This is a genomic window from Stenotrophomonas sp. I18B00994 (assembly GCF_014145825.1).
Taxonomy (GTDB): domain Bacteria; phylum Pseudomonadota; class Gammaproteobacteria; order Xanthomonadales; family Xanthomonadaceae; genus Stenotrophomonas; species Stenotrophomonas maltophilia.
Window position 1 is genome coordinate 1 of sequence record NZ_JACIUW010000019.1, and the last position, 16836, is coordinate 16836.

Annotated in this window: 16 protein-coding genes; 10 read left to right on the forward strand and 6 right to left on the reverse strand. The window is 67.9% G+C overall.

All coding sequences use genetic code 11. The features are described 5' to 3' along the window. Window positions 1–407: 407 nt before the first annotated feature. Window positions 408–1136, reverse strand: coding sequence for a response regulator (locus H4O10_RS17425; RefSeq protein WP_012480972.1), 729 nt, complete (start codon window positions 1134–1136; stop codon window positions 408–410). Window positions 1137–1263: 127 nt separating this feature from the next. Between H4O10_RS17425 and rlmD the strand changes: the two genes are divergently transcribed. From rlmD to H4O10_RS17470, 9 genes are all read left to right on the forward strand, one after another. Beyond that, window positions 1264–2598, forward strand: a complete 1335-nt coding sequence (rlmD, locus tag H4O10_RS17430) for a 23S rRNA (uracil(1939)-C(5))-methyltransferase RlmD (protein WP_049454079.1) — start codon at window positions 1264–1266, stop codon at window positions 2596–2598. Between the two features lie 34 nt (window positions 2599–2632). Beyond that, a complete protein-coding gene (locus H4O10_RS17435) occupies window positions 2633–3118 on the forward strand; it encodes a CYTH domain-containing protein (RefSeq protein WP_033834349.1) in 486 nt (161 codons plus the stop codon). A 113-nt stretch (window positions 3119–3231) separates the two neighbouring features. Next, window positions 3232–3927: a DsbA family oxidoreductase gene (locus H4O10_RS17440; protein ID WP_033834348.1), complete on the forward strand. Its 696-nt coding sequence runs from the start codon at window positions 3232–3234 to the stop codon at window positions 3925–3927. A 160-nt stretch (window positions 3928–4087) separates the two neighbouring features. Continuing rightward, window positions 4088–5095: a beta-N-acetylhexosaminidase gene (gene nagZ, locus H4O10_RS17445; RefSeq protein ID WP_005414204.1), complete on the forward strand. Its 1008-nt coding sequence runs from the start codon at window positions 4088–4090 to the stop codon at window positions 5093–5095. Then, the gene (locus tag H4O10_RS17450; RefSeq protein WP_005410592.1) at window positions 5095–5649 is read left to right on the forward strand and encodes a hypoxanthine-guanine phosphoribosyltransferase; all 555 of its coding nucleotides are present in this window, start codon (window positions 5095–5097) and stop codon (window positions 5647–5649) included. The genes nagZ and H4O10_RS17450 overlap by 1 nt, the downstream gene beginning before the upstream one ends. An 82-nt stretch (window positions 5650–5731) precedes the next feature. Beyond that, a complete protein-coding gene (locus H4O10_RS17455) occupies window positions 5732–6478 on the forward strand; it encodes an S-methyl-5'-thioinosine phosphorylase (RefSeq protein ID WP_005410591.1) in 747 nt (248 codons plus the stop codon). An 88-nt stretch (window positions 6479–6566) separates the two neighbouring features. Next, window positions 6567–6773: a cold-shock protein gene (locus H4O10_RS17460; protein ID WP_005410590.1), complete on the forward strand. Its 207-nt coding sequence runs from the start codon at window positions 6567–6569 to the stop codon at window positions 6771–6773. Window positions 6774–6877: 104 nt separating this feature from the next. After that, window positions 6878–8146, forward strand: coding sequence for an NAD(P)/FAD-dependent oxidoreductase (locus H4O10_RS17465; RefSeq protein WP_049454076.1), 1269 nt, complete (start codon window positions 6878–6880; stop codon window positions 8144–8146). A gap of 180 nt (window positions 8147–8326) precedes the next feature. Beyond that, window positions 8327–8596 (forward strand): hypothetical protein, encoded by a 270-nt coding sequence (locus tag H4O10_RS17470; RefSeq protein WP_024958257.1) that lies wholly within the window; start codon window positions 8327–8329, stop codon window positions 8594–8596. 1 nt (window position 8597) lies between these two features. Here H4O10_RS17470 and pdeM read toward each other — a convergent pair whose 3' ends face one another. The 4 genes from pdeM to H4O10_RS17490 are packed head-to-tail and all read right to left on the reverse strand — an operon-like array spanning window position 8598 to window position 14287. Next, a complete protein-coding gene (gene pdeM, locus H4O10_RS17475) occupies window positions 8598–9239 on the reverse strand; it encodes a ligase-associated DNA damage response endonuclease PdeM (RefSeq protein ID WP_049402339.1) in 642 nt (213 codons plus the stop codon). Then, a complete protein-coding gene (locus H4O10_RS17480) occupies window positions 9229–11688 on the reverse strand; it encodes a ligase-associated DNA damage response DEXH box helicase (protein WP_049454075.1) in 2460 nt (819 codons plus the stop codon). The genes pdeM and H4O10_RS17480 overlap by 11 nt, the downstream gene beginning before the upstream one ends. After that, complete coding sequence (locus tag H4O10_RS17485; RefSeq protein ID WP_049454074.1) at window positions 11685–13292, reverse strand: ATP-dependent DNA ligase; 1608 nt, start codon at window positions 13290–13292, stop codon at window positions 11685–11687. The genes H4O10_RS17480 and H4O10_RS17485 overlap by 4 nt, the downstream gene beginning before the upstream one ends. Continuing rightward, a complete protein-coding gene (locus tag H4O10_RS17490) occupies window positions 13289–14287 on the reverse strand; it encodes a ligase-associated DNA damage response exonuclease (RefSeq protein WP_005414211.1) in 999 nt (332 codons plus the stop codon). The genes H4O10_RS17485 and H4O10_RS17490 overlap by 4 nt, the downstream gene beginning before the upstream one ends. Before the next feature lie 113 nt (window positions 14288–14400). On the opposite strand from H4O10_RS17490, the gene H4O10_RS17495 reads away from it, so the two are divergent. Next, window positions 14401–16038, forward strand: a complete 1638-nt coding sequence (locus tag H4O10_RS17495) for an acyl-CoA dehydrogenase family protein (RefSeq protein ID WP_049454070.1) — start codon at window positions 14401–14403, stop codon at window positions 16036–16038. A gap of 236 nt (window positions 16039–16274) precedes the next feature. Here H4O10_RS17495 and H4O10_RS17500 read toward each other — a convergent pair whose 3' ends face one another. Further along, entirely contained in the window at window positions 16275–16685 is a 411-nt protein-coding gene (locus tag H4O10_RS17500) for a hypothetical protein (protein WP_005410582.1), read from the reverse strand. Window positions 16686–16836 lie beyond the last annotated feature (151 nt).

Sequence of the window (16836 nt, forward strand, 5' to 3'; positions counted from 1 at the left end):
TACCGCCGTGTACAACTACCTGACCAAGAACGGCGTTGACGCCGGTCGCCTGGTCGGCCCGATCGGCTACGGCGAGAGCCGTCCGATTGCTCCGAACACCAACCCGGATGGTTCGGACAACCAGGGAAAACGGATCTGACCCCAGTTTGAATTTCGATATCTGACAGAGATTCATCCACGCATGGCGTGGATCTACTGGCCACCGGTCAACTGTCGAAGGCGGGGCACTATGGGTTTGCGGGGTGTGAGCGCCATGGATGGCGCGACCAAGGCTACATGGACGTACTTGCGCCGTCCCCGCATACCCACAGTGCCCCGCCATTCCACGGGATGCCCGCTGTTGCCGTTGCTTCGGCTGTTGCTCTGGCTTGAAGCAGGTGCAGGGCTGCAAGCCCTGCCGAACACCCTCAATGCAGCAGGGCCGCCACCGCCGCGCGGAACCCGTCCTGGGCCTGCCCGGACTCCGGCGCATGATGCAGCTGCCGCACCGCCCGTCCCAGCCGTGCCGCGCCGACAAACCCACAGCTCGCCTGCAACCGGTGCAGCTGGCTGCGCAGCTGGCGCTCGTCGTGCTGGTCCACGGCCTGCTCGACCGCGTCGCGTACGCCCGGCAACTCGGCCAGGAACAGCTCGCGCAGCGCGATCAAGTGGTTGCGCTGGCCATTGAGCGCGGCCAGTGCCGCGGTCTCGTCCCAGTCCTGTACCTGCAGCTCGACCGCTGCCGGAGCCGGGGCAACGGAGATCCCCGCCGGGCTGTTCACCAGTGCCCGGCGCACGGCCTTCAGCAACTGGTCGCGGCCCAACGGCTTGACCAGCGTGTCGCTGAAGCCAGCTTCGCGCAGGCGGGCATGGATGGAGGTGTCGCCATCGGCGGTATGCGCCAATGCCGGGGTATCGGGGTGTGAACGGCGCAGTTCACGCAGCAGCTGCGCGCCATTGCCGTCCGGCAGGTTGACGTCGATCAGCCACAGGTCATGCGCGCCGGGCTCGGCGCTGGCCAGCGCGCTGGCCAATGAATCTGCCGTGTCCACGTCCGCCGGTAACGTTTCCAACGCCGCTTTGAAAAAACCGCGGCTGATGATGTCGTCCTCGACAAGCAGGAAGCGGGGCCGGCTGGCCCGCGGGGTCATCTGCATCAGGGCTGCCTCCATGTCAGCTGCTGCAATCATCAAGCACGGCGGCGGCGGGCGCAAGCGGGTCCGGACCCTGCCAGTCAGGATCTGCGACAATGTGCCCCCATTTTTGCCCGCAGCCTGTTGCCACGTGGCCCGATCCCGCTCCCGCATCGACCGTACCCCGTTCCAGACCGAGATCCTCGACCTCAGCCATGATGGTCGCGGCGTCGCCCGCCGTGAAGGCGAGGGCGGCAAGGTCACCTTCGTCAGCGGCGCCCTGCCGGGCGAGGTGGTCATGGCCGAACAGACCGCCCGCAGCCGCCATTTCGACGAGGCACGCACGGTGGAAGTGCTGCAGGCCTCGCCCCAGCGCGTGACCCCGAAGTGCCCGCATTTCGGTACCTGCGCCGGCTGCGTGCTGCAGCACCTGGACGAAGACCAGCAGATCGTCGCCAAGCAGCGCGTGCTGATGGACAACCTGGAGCGGATCGGCCATGTGAAGCCGGGCAAGGTGCTGGCGCCGCTGGTCGGCGAGAGCTGGGGTTATCGCCGCAAGGGCCGCTTCTCGGTGCGCCGGGTCGAGAAGAAGGACAAGACTCTGGTCGGTTTCCGTGAACAGGACCCGCGTTTCGTCGCCGACCTCAGCCAGTGCCTGACCGTGATCCCGGAGATCGGTACCAAGGTCGAGGCCTTGTCGACCTTCATCGAATCGCTCGATGGCAAGCGCGACATCCCGCAGATCGAGTTCATCGCCGGCGATCAGGCGGTGGTGCTGACCGTACGTCACCTGCAGCCGCTCAGCGATGCCGACCGCACCGCCTGGGCCGCCTTTGGCCAGCAGCATGGTTTCGTGATCTACCTGCAGTCCGGCGGCGTGGACACCGTGCAGCCGCTGGACGGGCAGGGCGTGCCGCTGTCGTTCCGGTTGGCGCCTTGGGACGTGGAACTGGCGTTCCGCCCGCTGGACTTCATCCAGGTCAACGCCAAGCTCAACGAAAAGATGATCGCCCACGCCCTGGACCTGCTTGAGCCGGGCGAGGACGAACGCGTGCTTGACCTGTTCTGCGGCCTGGGCAACTTCACCCTGCCGCTGGCCCGCCGCGTGCGCGAAGTGGTGGGTGTGGAAGGCGATGCCGGCCTGGTCGCGCGTGCCCGTGAGAATGCCGTGCGCAACGGGCTGGCCAACGCCCAGTTCTTCAGCGCCGACCTGACCCAGGACCAGCGCAGCACGCCGTGGATGCGCCAGGGCTTCGACAAGCTGCTGCTGGACCCGCCGCGCTCGGGCGCCATCGAAGTGCTGCAGCAGCTGCCGCTGAAGCAGTTCAAGCGCATCGTCTACGTCAGCTGCCACCCGGGCTCGCTGGCGCGCGATGCCGGCTATCTGGTCAACGAACAGGGCTTCACCCTGATCAGCGCCGGTGCGATGGACATGTTCCCGCACACCGCGCACGTGGAAAGCATCGCGGTGTTCGAGAAGCGCTGAGCGGCTGTCATCACCCATGGCGCATAATCGCGCCATGGGCATTGAAATCGAACGCAAATTCCTGGTCATCAACGATGGCTGGCGATCCGCTGCGCACCGGGTGACCCCGATGGCGCAGGGCTACATCAACGACATGGGCGCGCTGGATCGCGGTACCCAGAACGCCTCGGTGCGCGTGCGTATCGAGGGCGACCATGCTGCGCTGAACCTGAAGTCGCGCACCATCGGCCACACCCGGCAGGAATTCGATTACCCGATTCCGGTGGAGGACGCGCGCGCGCTGCTGGCGCTGTGCGTGGGTGGCCTGATCGACAAGCGCCGCCATCTGGTCGAGCACGCCGGCCTGACCTGGGAAGTGGACGAGTTCCTCGGCGACAACGCCGGCCTGGTGGTGGCCGAGGTGGAACTGGACAGCGCCGACCAGGCCATCGAACTGCCGGACTGGGCCGGCGCGGAAGTCACCGACGACGCCCGCTACTACAACGTCGCACTCGCCAGTCGTCCCTATTCACAGTGGTGAAACCCTGAAAAGGGGACGGAGGGGATTAAGTCGTCTTTACCCCGCCTGTGCGGAAAGCGACTTAATCCCCTCCGTCCCCTTTTTTCGGTGGGGGCGGGCCCCATGTCGGGGGGATGAGAATCGACATCTACTCCGACGTGGTCTGTCCCTGGTGCTGGATCGGCAAGCATCGTTTCCAGCAGGGCGTGCAGTTGCTGGGCGCCGATGCGCCTGAACTCGATATCCACTGGCAGCCGTTCCAGCTGGACCCGGACGCGGACGCAACCCCGGTGCCGCTGCGTGAGGCCTATGTGCGCAAGTTCGGTGGCGTCGAGCGCACCGAGCAGATCCTCGGCCAGACCCAGACCACGGCGCGTGCGGAAGGCCTGCCGATGGACTTCAGCCGGGGCCAGGTGCGGGTGACCACGCTGCCGGCGCACCGGGTGCTGTGGCTGGCCGGCCAGCACGGCGTGCAGGACGCGGTCGGGGAGGCGCTGTTCCGGGCCCACTTCGAGCTTGGCCAGAACCTGGCGGACAGCGCGGTGCTGATCAAGGCCGGTGTGGCGGGCGGCCTGGACGGCGGCGAAATCGCGCAGATGCTGGCCTCCGACCGCGGCCTGGCCGAGGTCGAAGCCAAGCTGGCGGAGGCGCATGCGCTGGGCATCTCCTCGGTGCCGACCTTCGTCATCGATGGAAAGTGGGCCATTTCCGGGGCGCAGCCCCCCGAGGCCTTCGCCAACGCCCTGCGCCAGATTGCCGCCGAACAGGGCGCCCCGGCCACCCCGGCTGGCGACGACGAGGCCTGCGGCCCGGACGGCTGCAAGGTCTGAGCAGATCGGGGTCAGGGCCCCTGCGGGGATCCGGCCCCGGGGTCAGGGCCCCGCAGGGGCTCTGACCGCACACTCCCCTTTTTCTGACCACTGCGCCTGTCGGCCGGTTCTGCGACAATGCGGCACTGCGCCATGCGGGCGCGCGTTGTGGAGATCGACCATGCTGCTGATCGGCGTTGCCGGCACCGAACTGACCGCCCAGGAACGTGACTGGCTGCAGCACGATGCCGTGGCCGGGGTGGTGCTGTTCAAGCGCAACTTCGCCTCCCGCCAGCAGGTGACCGATCTGAGCGCGGCGATCCGCGCCGCCGCGCCGCGCCCGCAGCTGATCTGCGTTGACCAGGAAGGTGGCCGCGTACAGCGTTTCCGCGAGGGTTACAGCGATCTGCCGCCACTGCAGGACATTGGTGCCCTGTATGCCACCGACCCGCAGCAGGCCTTGGCATTGGCCGAACGGCACGCTTGGCTGATGGCCAGCGAAGTACGCGCCAGCGGCCTGGACCTGAGCTTCGCGCCGGTGGTCGACCTTGGCCGTGGCAACCGTGCCATTGGCAACCGCGCCTTCAGTGAAGACCCGCAGGTGGTGGCCGCGTTCACCGCCGCCTACGTGCGTGGCATGCACTCGGTCGGCATGGCCGCCACGCTCAAGCATTTCCCCGGCCACGGCACCGTGCTGGAAGACACCCACGTCGATACTGCGATCGATCCGCGCGCGCTGGACGAGCTGCGTGCGCAGGACCTGGTGCCGTTCCAGGCCGGCATCGCCGCCGGTGCCGATGCGGTGATGATGGCGCACGTGATCTACCCGCAGATTGCGCCTGAACCGGCAGGTTACTCGCCGCGCTGGATCCAGGACATCCTGCGCGGCGAGCTCGGCTTCCGTGGCGTGGTGTTCTCCGACGACATCGGCATGGCCGCCTCGCACAGCGCTGGCGGCGTGCCGGCGCGCGTGCACGCCCATCTGGACGCCGGCTGCGACGTGGTGCTGGTCTGCCACCCGGAGCTGGTCGATGAAGCCCTGCACGCGGTGCAGGGGCGCTCCCTCAATACCGCTGCGCTGCTGGGCCTGATCGGCCGCGGCGCGCTTGGCTGGGATGGCCTGCTGGCCGATGCCCGCCATGGCGACACCCAAACCCGTCTGCTTGAAACCCTTGGAAGAACCGTCTGATGCCCAACCTCACCATTTCCCAGGCCCTGGCCCAGGCTGACCTGCTGGTCGACCGCCCCACCATCGACAAGGCCATTGCTGGTATCGCCGACGCCATCGCGCGCGACTACAAGGGCGAGGTGCCGCTGTTCCTGTCCATCATGCACGGTGCGCTGCCGTTCGCCGGCCAGCTGGCGCTGGAACTGGGCGCGCGCGGCCAGGACGTGCAGTTTGATTACCTGCACGCCACCCGTTACCGCGGTGAAACCACCGGCGGCGACCTGGTCTGGAAGCACAAGCCGGCCACCTCGCTGTTCGGCCGCCGCGTGCTGCTGGTCGACGACATCCTTGACGAGGGCTACACCCTGCAGGGCGTGCGCACCTGGTGCCTGGAACAGGGCGCAACCGACGTGCGCATCGCCGCGATGACCGTGAAGAAGCACGACCGCGCGCTGCCGGACGTGACCGCCGACTACGCCGGCATCGAACTGCCGGACCGCTACGTGTTCGGCTTCGGCATGGACGTCAACGAAACCCTGCGCTGCGTGCCGGCCATCTACGCGATGAAGGAATAACGGCGCAGCCGCCCGCGGCGCGTCTTCTTCTGCCGCCGGCATCCTCGGGTGCCGGCGTTCGTCTTTTCATGGAGTGCTTCGAATGCAACAGATCGCCCTGGCCGTGATCGGCGGTACCGGTGTCTACAACCTGGCCAAGCTTGACGACGTGCAGACCCACGAGGTCGACACCCGCTTCGGCCGCCCGTCGGGCCCGGTGCGCGTCGGTACGCTGCTCGGCCATCGCGTGGCGTTCTTGGCGCGCCATGGTGAAGGCCACTCGCTGCCGCCGCACAAGATCAACTACCGCGCCAACCTGGCCGCGCTGCAGCAGCTGGGCGCGCAGCGCGTGTTGGCGTTGAACACGGTCGGTGGCATCACCGAGAACTTCGGCCCGCGCGTGCTGGCCTGCCCGGACCAGATCATCGACTACACCTGGGGCCGCATCAGCACCATCTGTGAAGAAGAGGGCACCGATGTGGTCCACGTCGATTTCGGCCACCCGTACACGCCGATGCTGCGCAGCAAGATCCTGGCGGCGGCCAAAGTGACCGGCGTCACGGTCCATGACGGTGGCTGCTACGGCGCAACGCAGGGCCCGCGCCTGGAAACCATCGCTGAAATCGCCCGCATGCGCCGCGACGGCTGCGACCTGGTGGGCATGACCGGCATGCCGGAAGCCGCGCTGGCACGCGAACTGGGGCTGGATTACGCCTGCCTGGCGATCATCGCCAACTGGGCTGCCGGCTGTGGTGATGGCGAGGAGATTACGATGGCCGAAGTGCTGGCCAACGTACAGGCGGCCAGCAACGGACTTCCGGAACTGGTGGGCGAATTGGCGCGGGGGTGATTGTCTTCCCCGAGCAAGCTTTGCATACTCAGCTTGTGCGCGGGTTCAGCGTACACCACCCATTCATTGCATAAGGTCTCGCATCACCATGCCGAACGGTACCGTCAAGTGGTTCAACGACGCCAAGGGATTTGGCTTCATCTCGCCGGAGGATGGCAGCGCCGACGTGTTCGCGCACTTCTCCGCCATCAACTCCAAGGGCTTCCGCAGCCTGCAGGAAGGCCAGCGTGTCACCTATGACGTGACCCAGGGCCCGAAGGGTGCCCAGGCTTCGAACATCACGCCGGCCGAGTGATCCACTCGACAGTGCGTTGAAAACCCCGCTTCGGCGGGGTTTTTTTTTTGCGCGGCGTGCCCGCGGCCGGTTCGCGATCCACCCGCCTCGGGCACAATGTGGCCATGACGGAACGACTGCGTATCGCCGTGATCGGCTACGGCACCGCTGGACAGGCAATGTCCATCCTCCTCACCCGTGACGGCCACGAAGTGGAGATATTCGAACGCGTGCCGACGCCGGGACCGGTGGGTGCCGGTTTCCTGCTGCAGCCCAGCGGCCTGCAGGTGCTGTGGCAGATGGGCCTGCTGGATGCGGTGCGCGCGCATGCCGCGCCGGTGCACCGCCTGTATGGCGACACGCCATGCGAGCGCGCGGTGATGGACATGCGCTACGACGGTCTGGATGCGCGCCTGCATGGCCTGGGCATGCAGCGTGGGGCGTTGTTCTCGCTGTTGGACCAGGCGCGCGCGGGGGCAGGCAATCTGCATGCGGGCGTCACCATCGCCGCCGTGGATGCCGAGCAGGGCCGCCTGCGCGACAGCGAAGGGCGCCTGCATGGCCCGTTCGACCTAGTGGTGGCCGCCGATGGCGCGGCCTCTACGCTGCGCAGCACCATTGCCGGCGGTGCCGGGCTGGACCGCGTGTATCCGTGGGGAGCGCTGTGGTGCCTGTTGCCGGCCGAAGACTGGCCGCATGTGCAGGAGCTGCGGCAGCGCTACGTGGCCGCGCGCAAGATGATCGGCCTGTTGCCGGTCGGCACGCGCCCCGGCGATGACACGCCGCGCCTGAGTTTCTTCTGGAGCCTGCCACGCACCGACTTCGAGCGCTGGCAGGCCGATGGCATGACGCCCTGGCTGGACGAGCTGCATGCGCTGTGGCCGCAGGCCAGTGCGCGCTTCGCCCACCTGCGCGATGCCGGCCAGCTGGCGCGCGCGGTCTATCGCGATGCAGTGATGACGCGCTGGCACCAGGGCCGCATGGTGCTGGCAGGTGATGCGGCGCACGCGATGAGCCCGCAGCTGGGGCAGGGGGTGAACATGGCGCTGCTCGATGCGCTGGCGCTGCGCGATGCGGTGCGCACGCATGGCGGTGGTGCCGCTGCATTGCAGGCCTACCAGGCGCAACGCAGGGCCCACGTGGCGGTCTACCAGCGCTGGAGTCGCTGGCTGACGCCGCTGTTCCAGTCCGATCGCGATGCCTTGGCGAAGACGCGCGACGTGCTGCTGGGCCCGATGGGGCGCCTGCCCGGAGGCCGTGGCCACATGCTGCGCGTGCTCAGCGGCACGCAGCAGGGGTGGTTCGGTTCGCTTACGCTGGATCCGGCCTTCATCGACGCATTGGCGACGACGATGGAGATACCTCGCAGCAACGCGATCACGGCCAGCGTGTGAAGCGTGCCGTCACGTGAATTAACGGTTGCCTCACCGCGGATGTGCGAGAAGTAGGTTGCACGCGACTGCGCGTCGCCCGTTTTCCTTTCCGTGATCAACATCGCGCGTGGCCCGGGCAGCGCGGCTGTTGCGGCCTGTTGCGGCCCGGACGTGCCGCTTGATGTTGAAGAGGAGGACGCCATGTTGTTCGCGGTCGAAGAGCTGGAATCGGAAATCTGCAAGCTGCGTGGACTGCTGCAGATGCTGCACGAGGACCAGCCCGACGTACTGGAGGATGTATTCGAGTTCCATGTCGGCAGCCTGGTCAGCCATGCGTCGCCGGAACACCACGCACGCATCCGGACCTGCGCGCAGGAGATGCTGGCGGCAATCCAGGCCTTGCCGCGGCGGCGTGAGAATGACACCCCTGATTTCCAGTTGATGCCGCAGCTGGGCATTGGCCCGGCCTGAGTCAGGCGACCGGCAGTTCCACCAGGCCGCTTTCCACGCAGGCGATCATCTGTTCGCCGCGGGCGGGGGCAGGCACGATGCCTGCAGTGAATGCGGAGAAGGCCGGCAGGACCGTCATCCGGTCACGCAGCCAGAACGCGGGGAAGCGCCGTCGCAGTGGCTTCAAGGCGACCTGCGGGTGCAGATGCCCGGCAATCACATGCAGCGCCGCATCGGGCATCGGCTCATGCCGAAGCAGGAACGGCCGCAGTCGTACTTCATCGTGGATCTGGACCTGCAACTGCGCATGCGGCAGCTGGCGGTCGTGATTACCGCGCAGGACATGCACGTCCAGCGAAGCATTGCGTTCACGCCATCCCAGCCATTGCTGGTACCACCCAGCGCGATGCGCCGGTCCATGCAGGATGTCGCCCAGGATCCACAGCTCGCGACAGGCATGCAGGTCCAGAAGCCGCTGCAAGCGTTGCAGGTCTTCGCCGGTGCCGCCGCTGGGCAACGCGATGCCGGCGCGACGGAACACATCGGCCTTGCCCAGGTGGAGGTCTGCGATCAGCAGTGCCTGCCGCGCGGGCCAGTACAGCGCACGCGCACCCACCAGGACCACGGACTCACCAGCAAGCAGCAGCGGCAATTCATCGGTCATGGCGGCGCTCCAGTTGCTGGGCCGCGCGCTGCACGCGCATACGCCAGTCTTCATTGCTGAACTGACCGCGCAGGCGTTCGGCCCACAATGGAAAGCCCAGCGGCGTGAGTGATGACGGTCGCTGCAGCGACAGCTGCTGCGTGCCGATCCGCTCCAGTACCTGCTGCACCCCCGGCAGGTCGAGGCTGTCGTACAGCACTTCATGTTCCGCCAGCGCCAGCAGCAGGTGTTCCGGATCGTGCTCGCGCAGCACGTCGTACAGCAGGCCTGCGGACGCCTGCAGCTGGCGCAGTGACCGTGGCATGCCACCGGGCAGGCTGGGCACCAGCAGGCCTGCTACGCGTGCGATGCCCCGGAACTGACGTCGCGCCAGCTCGCCCAGGTTCACTGCCTCGCGCAGATCGGCCAGCAAGCGGTCATTGCCGAACAATGCACGCCATTGCGCCTCATCCAGATCGATCGGCTGCGCCGGCGCCAGTACCAGGCCATGATCGTTCACCGCATAGCCAATGCTGTTGCGTTGCTGGCGGGTGCAGCGCAGCGCCAACAGCGCGGCCAGTGCCTCGTGTACGTGGCGGCCGGCAAAGGGGTAGACGAACATGAACTGGCCTTCGCGGCGCCGCACCTCTTCCACCAGCAGGTGCTCTGGGCCGGGAAGCGCCGACAGCTGCTGCTGCAGTGCCAGCAACGGTGACAACCAGCGGGATTCGGCACTGTCGTCGGCGCCGGACAGCACCCACTCCAGCTCACGGCCGAGTGGCATCGACAGCGGCAACTGGCCTCCCTGCCAGCGCGGCACCACACCATCGCCGCGCCCTCGTGCCAGCCGCACGAAAGCGGTCATGTCGCGCAGCTGCACCAGTTCCAGCAGGCGCCCGGCGAACTGGAAACGGTCGCCGCGACGCAGGCGGCTGGCGAACTGCTCCTCCACTGCACCAAGCCCGCCACCGCGCAGGAACTGCACGCGCACGCTGCCATCGCTGCTGATGGTGCCGATCGACAGGCGGTGCCGCAGCGCCTGGCGGCGATCGTGCATGCGGTAGCTGCCATCGGCATCGCGCACGACCTTGTGGAAATCGGGGTACTGCGCCAGCGCCTGCCCACCCTGCACGATGAAGTCCAGCACGGCCCGCCATTGTTCATCGCCCAGCGTGGCGAAGGCATGGGTGCGACGCACCTGCGCCAGCAGCGCATCACTGTCAAAGCCGCCAGCGAGGGCGCGGCTGACCGCATGCTGTGCCAGCACGTCCAGTGACAACCTCGGCGGTCGACGCGCTTCGACCACGCCTTCGTGCAGTGCGCGGCGCACCGCTGCATATTCGGCCAGTTCCAGTGCGTGGCTGGGTATGCAGACGATGGCCCCCCCGGCGCCGGGACGATGGCGTGCGCGCCCGGCGCGCTGGCGCAGCCGCGCCACGCCCTTGGGGCTGCCCAGCTGCAGTACCTGTTCAACCTCCGGGAAATCCACGCCGAGGTCGAGGCTGGAGGTCGCCACCACGCAGCGCAACGCGCCTGCGCGCAGGCCGTCTTCCACCTGCTGGCGCAGTGCTGGATCCAGCGAGCCATGATGCAGTGCCAGCGTGTCCGCGTCTTCCGGCCATACCGCCGCCAGCGCCTGGTGCCACAGCTCGGCCTGCGCGCGGGTGTTGGTGAACAGCAGGCTGCTGCGTACGGCCATCAGCGCGTCCAGCACGCGCGGCAGCTGCGCCAGGCCGAGATGCCCCGCCCAAGGGAAACGTTCACCGGGTTCCGGCAGCAGGCTGCGCACGCTGATCGCGCGCGGACGAACGCCCTGTACGATCGGTGCATCCTGTTGGCCAGGCAGCAGCACGTCGCGGGCCTGCGGCAGGTTGCCCAGCGTGGCCGACAGTCCCCAGAGCTGCAGGGAAGGAGCGGCGTCGCGCAGCACCGCCAGGTTCAGCTGCAGCAGGACGCCGCGCTTGTTGCCCAGCAGTTCATGCCATTCGTCCACCACCACGCAGCGCAGCTGGCGCATGCGTGGCAGTGTGTCGGGATAGCTCAGCAGCAGTGCCAGCGATTCCGGCGTGGTCACCAGTACGTCGACGCGGCCTTCGCGGGCCTGCCGGCGCTCGCGGTTGCTGGCATCGCCGCTGCGCAGGCCGACCCGCCAGCCCAAGCCCAGCCCGTCGACCACTGCCTGCAGCGCACGTGCGGTATCACTGGCCAATGCCCGCAGCGGCGTCACCCACAGCACCTGCAGCGGCCGCACCGCGCTGGCCCGGCGCGGTGCCGACGGTGGATCGAGCATCGCCTGCAGCAGCGGGCCGCCGAACATGGCCAGCGTCTTGCCGCTGCCGGTGGGGGTGTGCAGCAGCCCGGAGTCGCCCGCCAGATAGTGCCGCCACATCGCGCGCTGGAACGGCAGTGAGCGCCAGCCGCGCGCAGCGAACCAGTCTTCCAGCCTACGCAACGCCTCGCGGCGGTTCATCGCGCCAGCGCCTGCAGCGTGGCCAGCTGGTCGGCTTCCGTGGCGGGCTTGTCGTGGCGCCAGCGCAGGATGCGGGGAAAGCGCACGGCGATGCCGGATTTGTGCCGGCTGCTGTGGTTGACTGCCTCGAAGCCCAGTTCAAACACCTGTTCGGCACGCACGCTGCGCACCGGGCCAAACCGTTCACGGGTGTTGGCGCGGATCCAGCGATCGAGGGCCAGGATTTCCTTGTCATCCAGGCCCGAATAGGCCTTGGCCACCGGCACCAGCGTATCGCCGTCCCAGACGCCGAAGGTGTAATCGGTGTACAGCGTGCTGCGCCGTCCATGGCCGGCCTGCGCATACAGCAGCACGGCATCGATGGTCAGGGGGGCGACCTTCCATTTCCACCAGTCGCCGCGCCGTCGCCCTGACTGGTAGGCGGACGTCCGGCGTTTCAGCATCAACCCTTCCACGCCCCGCTCACGGGCGGCCTCCCGCAACGTGGCCGCCTGCAGCCAGTCTCCAGCGGGTACGTCGGGCGACAGCTGGATGCGTGTATCGCCGAGGGCACCGATGACCTCGGCCAACTGTGCACGCCGTTGCTGCAGTGGCAGCCCGCGCAGATCCTCGCCATCGCGTTCAAGCAGGTCGTAGGCAAGCACGCGCACCGGGGTGTTGCGCAAGGTCGCTGCACCGGGCTTGCGACGCTGGATGCGGGTCTGCAGCGCGGTGAAGGCGCGTGGCAGGTCGTCGCTCTCGTCCCAGGCCAGCAGTTCTCCGTCCAGCACGCAGCCGTCGGGCAGCGCCATCGCGGCCTGTTCAATTTCCGGGAAGCGGCCATCCAGCCGTTCTTCGCCACGTGACCACAGCGCCACTTCACCGCGTCGGCGCAGCAGCTGCAGACGGATTCCATCCCACTTCCACTCCAGCAGCCAGTCTTCGACCGGACCCAGCCGTTCGCCCGGTTCGCCCTCCAGCGGTGAGGCCAGGAAGAACGGGTACGGCTGCTGCCGGTCCAGTGGCAGTTCATCCGGCGACAGCAGCTGCCCCAGCAACGCGGGAGAGGGCACCCACTCGCCGAGCATGCGCTGGGCGATGCGCGCGATGTCCAGGCCGGACCATTCTGCCAGCGCCTGCTGCACCAGCCGTTGCGAGACACCCACGCGCAGCGCGCCGGTGAGCAGCTTGTTGAACACCAGGCGCTCGCCGCTGCACAGCTGCTGCCAGCCGGCGACGACCGCCGCACGGCGCACCACTTCGGGCTGGTTGGCCACCGCCAGCAGATGCTGTTCGATCCAGTCCGACAACGGCCGGTCGGCGGCGGGATGCAAGGGGTCATCCAGCAGCAGTGTCAGTGTTTCGGCCAGATCGCCGACCTGAGCGTAGCTGTCTTCCACCAGCCAGGCGGGCAGTCCGGATTCCTCGGCAATCCAGCTGCGCAGCTCACCACTGGCGGCGATCCTGCGGCGTGCGCCGCCGACCTTGCCGCCGCTGAGCAGGTACAGCGCCCACGCCGCATCGTGCGCCGCTGCGTGGCGGAAGTAGTCGACCAGTGCGGCGCGCTTGTCCTGCGTCGCAGTACTGCGGTCCAGGCGCTGGTAGAGCGCGGCGAACGCCTTCATTCCTCGCTCCCGAAGTCGGTGCGAAAGGCTTCAGCCGCCACGCCGCGCTCGCGCAGGAACGGAATCAATGCATCGGTATTGCCATGGGTGGCGATGACCCGCTGCGCGCCGGTCTGTTCGATGGTCTGCAGCAGCGCGGGCCAATCAGCGTGATCGGAAATGACGAAGCCCCGGTCGACGTTGCGGCGCCGCCGGTTGCCGCGCAGCTGCATCCACCCCGAGGCGAACCCCAGTTGATGCGGTCCGAAGCGGCGCATCCACGGCGTGCCTGCGGCCGAGGGTGGGGCCAGGATCAACTGGCCGGCGGCATCGGGTTGACGCCCCTGTTCGGCGACGGTGAGCGTCTCCAGCATCGGGATGTTGGCCTGCCGGTAGACCGACACGCCATTGGCGATGGCGCCGTGCAGCCACGCGGGGCGGTCGTCCAGTGGCAACAACTCGGCCAGCACCCGCTGCGCCTTGCCGAGTGCATAGCACAGCAGGATCGCCGCTTCGCCACGTTGTTCGCATTCGCGGCGCCACGCCACGATCTCTGCGGCGACCGCCGGGGTGTCCGGCCAGCGATAGATCGGCAGCGCGAACGTCGCTTCGGTAATGAACGTATCGCAGGGCACCACTTCGAAGGGCGTGCAGGTCGGGTCGGGTTGGCGCTTGTAGTCGCCGGACGCCACCCATACCCGTTCACCATCGTCGATGCGCACCTGCGACGAACCGAGCACATGACCGGCCGGATGCAGTGATACCTGCACCCGGCCCAAGCGGAACGGCACCCCCTCGGCGTGCGCCTGCACGCCAACATCGCCCAGCCGCCAGCGCAGGATCGGCAGGCTTCCTTCGCTGCAGTGGTATTCGCCCATGCCCGGGCGCGCGTGGTCGCCGTGGCCATGGGTGATGACCGCGCGCGGCACCGGGCGCCAGGGATCGATGTGGAAATCTCCCGCGGCGCAGTACAGCCCCTCCGGACGCAGCACCACCAGATCGTCATTGCCTTCCATGCGGCCACTGTGGCCTGCGCTTCGTGCAGGCGGTGAGAACCGGCCTGAACACGGGCTTGGCGGGGCATGCGGCACAATCGGGCCGCATACCTCTTGCCGCCAGGATGGACCGGATGAGTGGACCCAGCTTCAGCAGCAACGCGCCGTTTGAAACCCATGTGGTGCTGAACCAGCCGCCACCGTTCGCGGGCCGCCAGCTGTGGACCGACGATGTGGCGTTGGCGGAGGCGGTGCATCGCGAGGGTGCCGGTGCCTTAGCGCCACGCCTGGCCGTGTACGGGGCCTTGGCCGGCGACGAGTTGTACCGGCTCGGCTTCGATGCCAACCGTGATCGCCCGCGGCTGCGTACGCACGATGCGCAGGGCCACCGTATTGATACGGTCGAGTTCCACCCTGCGTACCACCAGCTGATGTCCGCAGCGAAGCAGCATGGCGTGGCGGGTTTGTCCTGGCACGAGCCGCAGCCCGGCGCACACGTCGCGCGTGCGGCGCTGAGCTACCTGCACCACCAGGCCGAAGCCGGCACCAGTTGCCCCTTGACCATGACCCATGCGGCGGTGGCAGTGCTGCAGTCGCAGCCGCACCTGGCCGAATGGGCGCGCAAGGCCGCCGCGCCGGTCTATGACCCGCGCGACGTGCCGGTGGCGGACAAGACCGGCATCACGCTGGGCATGGGCATGACCGAGAAGCAGGGCGGCTCGGATGTACGTGCGAACAGCACGCGCGCCGAGCCGATCGATGGCGAACATTACCGCCTGGTCGGCCACAAGTGGTTCTTTTCCGCGCCGATGTGCGATGGCTTCCTGGTGCTGGCGCAGGCACCGGGCGGGCTGACCTGCCTGCTGATGCCGCGCCGGCTGGCCGACGGCGACCGCAATGCATTCAGGCTGATGCGGCTGAAGGACAAGCTGGGTGACTGGTCCAATGCGTCCAGCGAAGTCGAGTTCTGTGGCGCGCAGGCGTGGCGCGTGGGCGAAGAAGGGCGTGGCGTGGCGACCATCATCGGCATGGTGATGATGACCCGTCTGGACTGCATGCTGGGTGCGGCGGCGGAGATGCGCATGGCGCTGGCGCAGGCGCTGCATCATGCACGCCATCGGCGCACCTTCGGCAAGCTGCTGGTGGAGCACTCGCTGATGACCAACGTGCTGGCTGATCTGGCGCTGGAGTCGGAAGCGGCCACGGTGTTGGCGATGCGCATCGCACGCGCGGTGGATCGTGCCGGTGTGGATGCCAATGAAGCGGCGATGGCGCGGTTGGGGACGGCGCTGGGCAAGTACTGGCTGTGCAAGCGTGCGCCGGCCTTCGTCAATGAAGCGCAGGAATGCCTGGGCGGTGCCGGCTACGTGGAGGAGTCGATGCTGCCCCGCCTGTACCGGCAGGCACCGTTGAATTCGATCTGGGAGGGCAGCGGCAACATCCAGTGCCTGGATGTGCTGCGTGCGCTGGCGCGTGAACCGGAGGCGATGGCGGCGTTGCGCGGTGAGCTGGCGTCGGTGGCCGACCGTGATGCGCGCTATGCAGCGGCATTGCAGCGTTGGGCAGCGGCGCCGCCACCGGAGGAAGCGCAGGCGCGGCTGTTCTGCGAGCGCACTGCGCTGCTGCTGCAGGCGGCGCTGCTGCTGCGTGCGCGCAGTCCGATGGCGGAGGCGTTCGTGCGTAGCCGGCTGGAAGCGGAGCATGGGCTGGCGTTCGGGACGCTGCCGGCGGGGCTGGAGCTGACGGCGATGCTGGCGCGCGCGCTGCCGTAGGGGCGGCCCACGCCGGCTCTCGACACCTACGCTGACAGATTTTCATCAGATAAGGCTCGGGCGCGCCATCCATGGCGCTTACGCCCCTGCGCAACCTACCCGCGCGTCCTTGGACACTTTCCGTGGGCGCACACCACGGAATCAACAGAAGAAGCAGGGAGCGAAAAGCAGAAAAGCCGCGGCAGTGCCGCGGCTTTTCCTGTGGAACCGAGCCGGTGCTCGGCTGCCGGTAAGGCTTAGTGCTTGGCTTCTTCCTTGGCGGCGTTGGCCTTGGCGTCATTAGCGACATCGCGGGCCTTGTCGGCGACCTTCTGCGCGGCGTCGGCGGTGGCGTCGCTGGCGTGCGCGGCGGCGTCGGTTGCGGCGTCCTTGGCCTTGTCGGCGGCGTTGGCAGTGGCGTCTGCGGCCTTGTCCAGCGCCTGCTGGGTATCGGCGGCGGCCTGCTCGGAAGCGGCGGCGGTCTTGTCGGCGGCTTCGCGGGTGGCGGCAGCAGCCTTGTCGACGGCGTCGCGGGCGGCAGCGCCGGCGCTGTCGGCCGCCTGCTGCGCGTCCTGCTTGGCCTGTTCGGCTTCCGGGCCCTTGCAGGCGGCCAGGGCCAGCAGCAGGGAGGCGGCCAGCAGGGTGGTGGTGATCGGACGAATCTTCATGGCGGTCTCCGGCACTGCAATGGATGGGGACGCCAGCCTATTCATGCCGTTGTGAAGACCGGGTCGCGATGCAGGGGCTTGATCGCCGGCATCCACGCAAAGAAAAAGCCGCTGGCGAACCAGCGGCTTTTCCAGAACGGCGTGAAGAAAG

Coding starts and splice junctions, on each gene's coding strand:
- H4O10_RS17440 (WP_033834348.1), top strand. CDS start 3,232: ATGAGAATCGACATCTACTCCGACGTGGTCTGTCCCTGGTGCTGGATC.
- H4O10_RS17500 (WP_005410582.1), bottom strand. CDS start 16,685: ATGAAGATTCGTCCGATCACCACCACCCTGCTGGCCGCCTCCCTGCTG.
- pdeM (WP_049402339.1), bottom strand. CDS start 9,239: ATGACCGATGAATTGCCGCTGCTGCTTGCTGGTGAGTCCGTGGTCCTG.
- H4O10_RS17485 (WP_049454074.1), bottom strand. CDS start 13,292: ATGAAGGCGTTCGCCGCGCTCTACCAGCGCCTGGACCGCAGTACTGCG.
- H4O10_RS17455 (WP_005410591.1), top strand. CDS start 5,732: ATGCAACAGATCGCCCTGGCCGTGATCGGCGGTACCGGTGTCTACAAC.
- nagZ (WP_005414204.1), top strand. CDS start 4,088: ATGCTGCTGATCGGCGTTGCCGGCACCGAACTGACCGCCCAGGAACGT.
- H4O10_RS17425 (WP_012480972.1), bottom strand. CDS start 1,136: ATGCAGATGACCCCGCGGGCCAGCCGGCCCCGCTTCCTGCTTGTCGAG.
- H4O10_RS17480 (WP_049454075.1), bottom strand. CDS start 11,688: ATGAACCGCCGCGAGGCGTTGCGTAGGCTGGAAGACTGGTTCGCTGCG.
- H4O10_RS17460 (WP_005410590.1), top strand. CDS start 6,567: ATGCCGAACGGTACCGTCAAGTGGTTCAACGACGCCAAGGGATTTGGC.
- H4O10_RS17495 (WP_049454070.1), top strand. CDS start 14,401: ATGAGTGGACCCAGCTTCAGCAGCAACGCGCCGTTTGAAACCCATGTG.
- H4O10_RS17490 (WP_005414211.1), bottom strand. CDS start 14,287: ATGGAAGGCAATGACGATCTGGTGGTGCTGCGTCCGGAGGGGCTGTAC.
- H4O10_RS17435 (WP_033834349.1), top strand. CDS start 2,633: ATGGGCATTGAAATCGAACGCAAATTCCTGGTCATCAACGATGGCTGG.
- H4O10_RS17465 (WP_049454076.1), top strand. CDS start 6,878: ATGACGGAACGACTGCGTATCGCCGTGATCGGCTACGGCACCGCTGGA.
- H4O10_RS17450 (WP_005410592.1), top strand. CDS start 5,095: ATGCCCAACCTCACCATTTCCCAGGCCCTGGCCCAGGCTGACCTGCTG.
- H4O10_RS17470 (WP_024958257.1), top strand. CDS start 8,327: ATGTTGTTCGCGGTCGAAGAGCTGGAATCGGAAATCTGCAAGCTGCGT.